8 protein-coding genes and 3 pseudogenes are annotated in these 9184 nt (G+C 74.4%); 10 read left to right on the top strand and 1 reads right to left on the bottom strand.

The genetic code is table 11. The features are described from left to right. From JNW89_RS18695 to JNW89_RS18660, 8 genes and pseudogenes are all read left to right on the top strand, one after another. On the top strand, window positions 1-329 hold a 329-nt coding region (locus JNW89_RS18695), incomplete at its 5' end, for a CdaR family transcriptional regulator (RefSeq protein ID WP_238449890.1). Window positions 330-416: 87 nt separating this feature from the next. After that, window positions 417-1585 (top strand): annotated as a pseudogene (locus JNW89_RS18690) (acyltransferase domain-containing protein). Further along, on the top strand, window positions 1582-2526 hold the full coding sequence (locus tag JNW89_RS18685) for a beta-ketoacyl-ACP synthase III (RefSeq protein WP_154942643.1): 945 nt from the start codon (window positions 1582-1584) through the stop codon (window positions 2524-2526). Before JNW89_RS18690 ends, JNW89_RS18685 begins: the two are co-directional and overlap by 4 nt. An 87-nt stretch (window positions 2527-2613) precedes the next feature. After that, window positions 2614-2853: an acyl carrier protein gene (locus JNW89_RS18680; RefSeq protein ID WP_074313380.1), complete on the top strand. Its 240-nt coding sequence runs from the start codon at window positions 2614-2616 to the stop codon at window positions 2851-2853. 2 nt (window positions 2854-2855) lie between these two features. Then, window positions 2856-4081 (top strand): annotated as a pseudogene (fabF, locus tag JNW89_RS18675) (beta-ketoacyl-ACP synthase II). A 22-nt stretch (window positions 4082-4103) separates the two neighbouring features. Next, a pseudogene (locus tag JNW89_RS18670) lies at window positions 4104-5527 on the top strand (acyl-CoA carboxylase subunit beta). A gap of 131 nt (window positions 5528-5658) precedes the next feature. Further along, window positions 5659-6369: a bifunctional 2-polyprenyl-6-hydroxyphenol methylase/3-demethylubiquinol 3-O-methyltransferase UbiG gene (locus tag JNW89_RS18665; RefSeq protein ID WP_238449889.1), complete on the top strand. Its 711-nt coding sequence runs from the start codon at window positions 5659-5661 to the stop codon at window positions 6367-6369. 85 nt (window positions 6370-6454) lie between these two features. After that, entirely contained in the window at window positions 6455-7087 is a 633-nt protein-coding gene (locus JNW89_RS18660) for a lipoprotein (RefSeq protein ID WP_238449888.1), read from the top strand. A gap of 37 nt (window positions 7088-7124) precedes the next feature. Here JNW89_RS18660 and JNW89_RS18655 read toward each other — a convergent pair whose 3' ends face one another. Next, a complete protein-coding gene (locus JNW89_RS18655) occupies window positions 7125-8279 on the bottom strand; it encodes a hypothetical protein (protein ID WP_238449887.1) in 1155 nt (384 codons plus the stop codon). A gap of 44 nt (window positions 8280-8323) precedes the next feature. On the opposite strand from JNW89_RS18655, the gene JNW89_RS18650 reads away from it, so the two are divergent. Together JNW89_RS18650 and JNW89_RS18645 are read left to right on the top strand one after the other, a co-directional pair. Beyond that, the gene (locus JNW89_RS18650) at window positions 8324-8782 is read left to right on the top strand and encodes a hypothetical protein (protein WP_238449886.1); all 459 of its coding nucleotides are present in this window, start codon (window positions 8324-8326) and stop codon (window positions 8780-8782) included. Window positions 8783-8941: 159 nt separating this feature from the next. Beyond that, a partial coding sequence (locus tag JNW89_RS18645) for a hypothetical protein (protein ID WP_238449885.1) occupies window positions 8942-9184 on the top strand: 243 nt, incomplete at its 3' end.

Here is a 9184-nt window from a genome sequence, read left to right as displayed (position 1 = left end):
GGCGGCTGCGGCGCGACGTGTACGCGGCGCTGGTGCGCGCCGGCGGCGAGCTGCTGGAGACCCTGGACGCCTTCTTCACCGCGGGCGGGACGCTGGAGAGCGCGGCCCGGTCGCTGTTCGTGCACCCGAACACGGTCCGCTACCGGCTGCGCCGGATCGCCGAGGTCACCGGCTTCTCGCCGCTGTCGCCCCGGGACGCGTTCGCCCTCCAGGTGGCGCTGACCGTCGGTCGGCTCGACCCGGTCGTCCCGGCGGTCACTGCCATCCCGACCCAGACAATGACCCCAGGCGTCAGGAAAACGTCACAGACGGGTGATGACCGCCGTTGATTTTTGTAGGATTCCTCCAAAGGTTCTAGTGCGGTTTGGTCGGTGCCAGCACAGCGCTACCCAGAGGTATCCAGGAGAGTCATAGACGTGCTCGCCGTACTCTCTCCCGGCCAGGGTTCCCAGAAACCCGGCTTCCTGACTCCCTGGCTCGACCTGCCCGGCACCGAGGCCCGCCTGCGGTGGTGGTCCGCGCTCGCCGGGGTCGACCTGGTGCACCTCGGCACCGCGGCCGACGCCGACGAGATCAAGGACACCGCCCGGACGCAGCCGCTGCTGGTCGCGGCGGCCCTGCTCGCCGCCGAGCACCTGCCGATGTACGACGTCGCGGTCACCGCCGGCCACAGCGTCGGCGAACTCGGCGCCGCCGCCCTCGCCGGGGTGCTCCCGGCCGAGGCGGCGATCACCCTCGCCGGGGTACGCGGCCGGGAGATGGCCGCCGCCTGCGCCCTGGAGCCCACCGGGATGGCCGCCGTGCTCGGCGCGACCCGGACGAGGTGCTCGCCGCGATCACGGCGCACGGGCTGCACCCGGCCAACCGCAACGGCGCCGGCCAGATCGTCGCCGCCGGGGCGCTCGACGCGCTGGACAAGCTCGCCGCCGAGCCGCCCGCGAAGGCCCGGGTCACCCGGCTCAAGGTCGCCGGCGCGTTCCACACCCCGTACATGGCCCCGGCCGAGGCCGCGCTGGCCGGCGTGGCCGCCGGGATCACCCCGGCCGAGCCGGCAAGGATCCTGCTGTCCAACCTCGACGGTTCGGCGGTCAACCACGGCCGGGAGATGGTGCAGCGGCTGGTCCGCCAGGTCACCGCCCCGGTCCGCTGGGACCTGTGCATGCGCACCCTGGCCGACCTCGGCGTCACCGGCGTGGTCGAGCTGCCCCCGGCCGGCACCCTGGCCGGGCTGATCAAGCGGGAGCTGAAGGCCACCGGCGGGCCCGAGATCGTCACCCTCAACACCCCCGACGACCTGCCGGCCGCGCGCGACCTGATCGCCCGGCACAGCGGGCTGCGCGGCCACGAGCCGGTGGTCCAGTTCCGGGTGGTGGTCTCCCCCGCCGCCGGGACGTTCGAACCGACCGCCGACCTCGCCGAGGGCGCCGACCTGCGCACCGGCCAGGTCATCGGCCACATCGCGACCCGGCAGGGGCCGGTCGAGGTGACCGCGCACGACAGCGGCCTGCTCACCGAGTGGCTCGCCCACCACGACGACCCGGTCGCGCCGGGCCAACCCCTCGCCCGCATCGGAGGCCACGTATGACCGGCAGTCGGATCCTCGCGATGGGCCACTACCAGCCCTCCCGCATCGTCACCAACGACGACATCGCCCAACTGGTCGACACCAACGACGAGTGGATCCGGGACCGGGTCGGCATCGTCACCCGGCGGATCGCCGACGGGGAGACGGTGGCCGACATGGCGACCGCCGCCGCCGGCAAGGCGCTGGCCAACTCCGGCCTCACCGCCGCCGACATCGACCTGGTCGTCGTGGCCACCTGCACGTCGGTCGACCGCAGCCCGAACGTGGCCTGCCGGGTCGCCGCCAAGCTGGGCATCGCCGCCCCGGGCGCGTACGACATCAACACCGCCTGCTCCGGCTTCGCGTACGCCCTCGGCACCGTGGACCACGCGATCCGGGCCGGGGCGGCGCGCAACGCGATCGTCGTCGGCGCGGAGAAGCTCTCCGACTTCACCGACTGGACCGACCGCTCCACCTGCATCATCTTCGGCGACGGCGCCGGGGCCGCGGTGGTCACCGCCGCCGCCGAGGGCGAGCCCGCCGGGGTCGGCCCGGTGGTCTGGGGCTCGGTGCCGGAGAAGAGCGACGCGGTACGCATCGAGGGCTGGCGCCCGTACATCGCGCAGGAGGGTCAGGCGGTCTTCCGCTGGGCCACCACCGCGCTGGCGCCGCTCGCCCTGCAGGCCTGCGAGCGGGCCGGGGTCGACCCGTCGGAGCTGGCCGCGTTCGTGCCGCACCAGGCCAACGCGCGGATCATCGACGGCATCGCGAAGCGGCTGAACATCCCGCAGGCGATCATCGCCAAGGACATCGTCGAGTCCGGCAACACCTCGGCGGCGAGCGTGCCGCTGGCCCTGTCGAAGCTGATCGAGCGGCGGGAGGTGCCCTCGGGCGCCCCGGTGCTGCTGTTCGGCTTCGGCGGCGGCCTGACCTACGCCGGTCAGGTCGTCCGCTGCCCCTGAGACCCCCTCCGGCGCGCCAGCGCCGAGGAGTGGCGGTCGGCACGTCGCCGGCCGCCGAGTAACCCCCGATGAGAGGAACCAACCGAAATGACCCGTGACGAGATCACCACCGGCCTCGCCGAGATCCTCGAAGAGGTTGCCGGGGTGAACCCGGACGACGTGGCCGAGGGGAAGTCCTTCACCGACGACCTCGACGTCGACTCGCTCTCCATGGTGGAGGTCGTGGTGGCGGCCGAGGAGAAGTTCGGCGTCAAGATCCCGGACAACGAGGTGCAGAACCTCAAGACCGTCGGCGACGCTGTCACCTACATCGCGGCGCAGTCCTGATCATGAGTCGCATCGACGTCGTCGTCACCGGGCTCGGCGCGACCACCCCGCTGGGCGGGGACGTCGCGTCGACCTGGGACGCCATGCTCGCCGGCCGCTCCGGGGTGAGTGCGCTCACCCAGGAGTGGGCCGGGCAGCTACCAGTCCGGATCGCGGCCCAGCTGGCGGTCGACCCGGCCGGCCTGCTGGACCGGGTCAAGCTGCGCCGGCTCGACCGTTCCGAGGCGATCGCGATCATCGCGGCGCAGCAGGCCTGGGCGGACGCCGGCCTGGCCGACTCCGGGCCCGACCCGGACCGGCTGGGCGTCAGCGTCGGCTCCGGCATCGGCGGCGCGCTGACCCTGCTCGCCCAGGACGACATCCTGGAGGCGTCCGGCCCGCGCCGGGTCTCCCCGCACACCATCCCGATGCTGATGCCCAACGGCCCCGCCGCCTGGGTGGGGCTGGAGCTGGGCGCCCGGGCGGGCGTCCACTCGGTGGCCAGCGCCTGCGCGACCGGCGCGGAGGCCATCGCGCTCGGCATGGACATGATCCGTGCCGGCCGGGCCGACGTGGTGGTGGCCGGCGGCACCGAGGCGGTCATCCACCAGCTGCCGATCGCCGGCTTCAGCTCGATGCGGGCCATGTCGACCCGCAACGACGAGCCGGAGCGGGCCTCCCGCCCCTGGGACAAGGGCCGCGACGGGTTCGTGCTCGGCGAGGGCGCCGGCATCCTGGTGCTGGAGCGGGCCGAGCACGCGGCCGCCCGGGGCGCCCGGGTGTACGCGCGGCTGGCCGGTTCGGGCATCACCTCCGACGGCTACGACATCGTCCAGCCGCACCCGGACGTGCCGGCGCGATCCGGGCCATCGCCAAGGCGATCGCCGACGCGGACGTGGCGAAGTCCGACATCGTGCACGTCAACGCGCACGCCACCTCGACCCCGGTCGGCGACATCGCCGAGATCAAGGCGCTGCACGAGGCCCTCGGCGACCACCCGGTGCTGACCGCCACCAAGTCCATGTCCGGTCACCTGCTGGGCGCGGCGGGCGCACTGGAGTCGATCGCCACGATCCTGGCGATCCGCGACGGTGTCGTACCCCCGACGATCAACCTCGATGACCCGGACGACGGCCTCACTCTGGAGGTGGCCGCCAACAAGGCGCGCCACATGGACATCCCCGCCGCCCTGAACAACTCGTTCGGCTTCGGCGGACACAACGTGGCTCTCGTCTTCACGCGGGCCTGAGACCACAGCCTTGGAGGCTCACGTGACCACCACCGCCGTTGGTGCGGACACATCCACCGTGGACTACCGGGATCCGGAGCTGCGCCTCCGGGCCCTGTTCGACACCGGTTCGCTGCGCCTGCTGGCACCCCGGGACACCTCCGGCGTCCTCTGGGCGCGGGGTGAGATCGACGGCACGCCGGCGATCGCGTACGCCACGGACGCCACGAAGATGGGCGGCGCGATGGGCACCGAGGGGTGCCGGCACATCGTCGACGCGATCGACACCGCCGTCCGGGAGCGGGTGCCGGTGCTCGGCCTCTGGCACTCCGGCGGTGCCCGGCTGGCCGAGGGCGTGGTCGCGCTCGACGCCGTCGGGCAGGTCTTCGCCGCCATGGTGCGCGCCTCCGGCCGGGTGCCGCAGATCTCGGTGGTGCTCGGTCCGGCGGCCGGTGGCGCGGCGTACGGGCCGGCGCTGACCGACATCGTGGTGATGAGCGGCGCCGGGCGGATCTTCGTCACCGGGCCGAGGTGGTCCGCAGCGTGACCGGCGAGCAGGTCGACATGGAGCGCCTCGGCGGCCCCGAGCCGCACGGCCGGCGCTCCGGCGTGGTGCACGTGACCTGCGCCGACGACGAGGCGGCGATGGTCGAGTCGCGCAAGCTCGCCGCGCTGCTCGGCCGCCAGGGCCGGCTCTCCCCCGACGACGTGGCGACCGGCGTCGAGGACGGGCACGACCTGACGGCGAAGATGCCGGCCGAGACCAACCGGGCGTACGACGTCAAGCCGGTGGTCAAGGCGCTGCTGGACGCCCCCGGCGTGGAGCTGCACGCCAAGTGGGCGCCGAACGTGGTCACCACGCTCGGCCGGTTCGCCGGCCGGACGGTCGGTGTGATCGCCAACAACCCGCTGCGGCTGGGTGGCTGCCTCGACGCGTCCAGCGCCGAGAAGGCGGCCCGGTTCGTGCGGATGTGCGACTCCCTCGGGGTGCCGCTGATCGTGCTGGTCGACGTGCCCGGTTACCTGCCCGGTCTGGGCCAGGAGTGGGACGGCGTGGTCCGGCGCGGCGCGAAGCTGCTGCACGCCTTCGCCGAGGCGGTGGTGCCGCGGGTGACGCTGGTGACCCGCAAGGCGTACGGCGGCGCGTACATCGCGATGAACTCCCGCTCGCTCGGCGCGACCGCGGTCTTCGCCTGGCCGAACGCGGAGGTCGCGGTGATGGGTGCCAGCGCGGCGGTCAACATCCTGCACCGCAAGAAGCTCGCCGCCGCCCCGGCGGAACAGCGCGAGACGCTGCGCGCGCAGCTGATCGAGGAGCAGACCCGGGTCGCCGGCGGGGTGAACCGGGCGCTGGAGATCGGCGTGGTGGACGACGTGATCAAGCCGGAGGAGACCCGGCGCCGGATCGCCGAGGCGCTCGCCGGGGCGCCCGCCGCGCGGGGCGCGCACGGCAACATCCCGCTGTAGCACCGGTCGTACCAGTCAGGGTCCGCGCCTTTCCGGGCGCGGGCCCTGACCGCGTCTCCGCCCCGGTTGCCCGGATGCAGCCGGTCCCGGGCGACTAGGGTGAGGGCCGCCGAACCCGCGAGGAGCACGCCGTGGAAGCGACGGAGATCCGCAAGCTCGCCGCGCTCGAGGACACCCACTGGTGGTACCGCGAGCGGCGTGCCCTGCTGGCCCGGTCGCTGCGCCGGCTGGCCGCCGCCGGGGCACGTCCCGGGCGGGCGCTGGACGTCGGCGCGGCCGGCGGCGGCAACACCCGGGTGCTGCGGGCGCACGGGTGGCGCCCGCTGGCCCTGGAGTACAGCGCCGACGGTGCCGGGGTGGCCCGGGAACGCGGGCTCGACGTGATCCGGTCCGACGCCCGGCACCTGCCCGTCGGATCGGCGAGCCTCGGCCTGGTGGTCGCCTTCGACATCCTCGAACACTTCGACGAGGACCACCTGGCCGCCGCCGAGATCCGCCGCACGCTGCGCCCCGGCGGGACGGCCCTGATCGCGGTGCCCTGCGACATGGCGCTCTGGTCGGCCCACGACGTGGCGGTCGGGCACGTCCGCCGCTACGACCGGGAGTCGCTGCGGGCGGTGGTGGAGAAGGCCGGCCTGGTGGTCGACGAGCTGTGGAGCTGGAACGTGCTGCTCCGCCCGGTCGCCGCCTGGCGGCGCCGCACCTCCACCGGCAGCGACCTGGGCGACCTGCACCCGCTGGTCAACCTGGGGCTGCGCACCGTCGTCACCGCCGAGCGGTACCTGCCGGTGCGGTCGCTGCCCGGGGTCTCGCTGATGCTGCGCGCCCACCGCCCGGCCTGAACCGCCCACGCCGCAAGGGATCCCGTCCGCTAGCATCGGCCGGCCGTCGCATCGACGGCACGAGATCCGACGGGGGACGTGACAGATGATCCGACGGGTGGCCGTACTGGCCGCGCTCACCCTGACCGTGGCGACCGGCTGCGCCGAGGACGCGAAGGAACCCGCCGTGGCGCCCTCGCCCTCGCCGTCGGCCAGCCCGACCGCCTCGCCGATCGCGGCCGGTCCACCCTGGTACGACGAGGTCGCCCCGGCCGCCGCCGGCACCACGGTCGGCCCGGAGGGCGGCACCTGCCCGCTGCCGATCACCTTCTCCGTCCCGGCGAAGTGGAAGGTCAAGGCGGTGCCCTCCGGCACCGACTTCCAGATCGGACCGGGCGTGCTGCTCTGCGAGATCGACGCGAAGCCGGCCGGGCACATCGGCTTCCTGCGGGTCTGGCGGATCCAGGGGGCGACGCCCCGGACGCCGCAGATCACCCTGGACAAGTTCATCGACGACTACGGCCCGGCCGAGGAGCGGCAGTACCGGCGCACCAAGGCCGGCCCGCTGGACTCGTTCGAGGCGACCTGGACCGGCGACGACGGGCGGAAGCGGGCGATCCTGGTCTCCAGCCTCTACGGCAAGATCCTCATCACCCTCGGCGGGTCGGACGACGAGGAGTTCGAGGCGATGCTGCCGGCGTACCAGCTGGCCAAGTCGAGCACCAACCTGCCGAAGTGACCGCCGGGCGCCCGGCCCGGCAATGGCGGGCCGGGCGTCACCGCAGGCGGTAGACGGCCATCCGGGTGTTCTCGTGGCGCAGGTCGGCCAGCTGGGCCAGGTCCGGGGACTCCGGGCCGACCGTGCGGTCGACCACCAGCCAGCGCACGCCGTACCGGTCGCGCAGCTCGGCCAGGCCGGCGGCGGTGGGCGCGGTGAACGCGGCGTCGTTGGCGCGCAGCCGCTCGGCGTCCCAGAACGGGGCGTACGGGCCTTCGGGCCGGCCCACCATCCGGGGCGCGAACGCCCAGCCCTCCACCAGCACCGGCCGCTCGGCGTAGCCGCTGAGCCAGAACGAGCGGGCGTCGCACCAGCCGCTGACCACCATCCGGCAGTGCACATTGGTCGCCAGCACCTCCTCCGGCCCGCTGTGCGCGCGCACCCAGCGGCGCCTGCACCCGGGAGGCCGGCATCCGCTCCACCGCGTACGCCCCGCCGTTGGTGAAGTACCGGGCCGCCGCCGCGTCGAGCACCAGGCCCGGCGCGCCGGCCACCAGCACGACGGTGAGTAGCACCAGCGGGCCCCGGCCGGCCAGCCCGGGCCAGCGGTCGACCAGCCCCGGCCAGAGCAGGGCCACCAGGACCACCGCCGCCACCAGGGCGGCCGCCCAGCAGAGCAGCGGCAGCACCGCGGCGGACGGCCGTCGGGCGGCACGATCGCCGGAAAGCGCAGCTGGTACGCGGTCAGCGCCAGCGCGAGGCTCGCCGCGCCCGCGCCGAGCAGCACCCGTCCCCGGATGGTGAGCGCGGCCCGGTCCAGCAGCTCGACGAAGCCCCAGCCGGACAGCAGCACCCCGAAGGCGAAACCGGTCCGGGTGAAGTACTGGTTGCTGCTGCCCGGGTGGGCGACCAGCAGGTAGACCGCCGGACCGGCCAGCGCGCCGCCGAGCAGGAAGACCTGCGCCGGCTCCAGCCGCCACCGGCGCAGCCGCAGCAGCGCCACCACCCCGGCGAGGCGGAGCTGGAGGTTGAGCAGGAAGGCCACCAGGACCCCGACCCAGAGCAGCGCGGTCACCGGGCCGGAGTGCCCCTCGCCGACGTACGGGCGCAGCCCGGAGAAGGGCTCCACAGTCACACCGTGGCTCTCGAAGGCGAAGAGGACGGCGGTGGCGAACACCTGCGCCGCCAGGGCCAGCCCCGCCGCGACGAGCACCGGCCGGGGGCGGTCGCCGCCGGGTCACCAGCAGCACCGCGACGGTGAACGCCAGCGCGGCCAGCACCACCGGCACCGAGCTGGCCTTGGCCCCGGTGGAGGCGGCGAGCAGCAGGACCGCCAGCACCCAGGCGCCCCGGCCCACCGGCGGGACGGTGCTGCCCCGGGCCCGGCCGACGATCTCGGCCAGCACGGCGATCAGCGGCAGCAGCAGCACCCAGCTGTACGTCATCGACGGACTGCCCCAGACGATGAAGGTGACCTGGCTGCCGAAGAGCTGCCGCAGCCCGTTCTCGAAGCCGAACTCCCCGACGGTGAACATCAGCCCGGCGGCGACCACCCCGGCGTACGGCCGGCCGGTGACCCGCCAGCCGACCACCGCGACCAGCACCGCGGCGAGCGCGCAGAGCGCCGGCACGGCGAGCCGGAAGAAGACCGTGGGCAGGTCGACGCCGCTGACCAGGCTGGCCGCCGCGAGGTGGGCGAAGCCGAACCAGTGGTAGTGCAGCGCCTCGCCGGCCACCTGCGGAACCTCCGGGGGCACCTGGTGGGTGGCCGCGCCGGCCAGCGAGAGCTGGAACGCCAGGTCGATGTACTGGGCCTGCCCCTCGTCGGTGGGCAGCACCGGGTTGACCCGCAGGAACGACTCGCTGAGGTAGAGGGTGAACCCGGCGACCACCCCGGCGAGCGACCAGGCCCAGCCGGTCGGCACCGGGGTCGTCCCGCCGGCCCGCCAGTGCCGGCGCAGCCGGGGCACGGCGGCGTACGGCAGCAGCACCGCCACCGGCCAGAGCCGCAGCCAGCCCGGCAGGCCGGCGGCGGTGCAGGCGGCCCAGGCGACCAGCTCCAGCACCAGCCCGAGGGCGCTGCCCATCGCCACGTCCTCGACCAGGGTGTGCGGCCGG

Source organism: Micromonospora sp. 4G55, from assembly GCF_016803375.1.
This window is presented reverse-complemented; position numbering and strand designations above follow the sequence as displayed.

Bases quoted from the DNA above. Each gene is read 5' to 3' on its own strand.
- JNW89_RS18685 (WP_154942643.1), top strand. From the start codon at position 1,582: ATGACCGGCAGTCGGATCCTCGCGATGGGCCACTACCAGCCCTCCCGC.
- JNW89_RS18680 (WP_074313380.1), top strand. From the start codon at position 2,614: ATGACCCGTGACGAGATCACCACCGGCCTCGCCGAGATCCTCGAAGAG.
- JNW89_RS18660 (WP_238449888.1), top strand. From the start codon at position 6,455: ATGATCCGACGGGTGGCCGTACTGGCCGCGCTCACCCTGACCGTGGCG.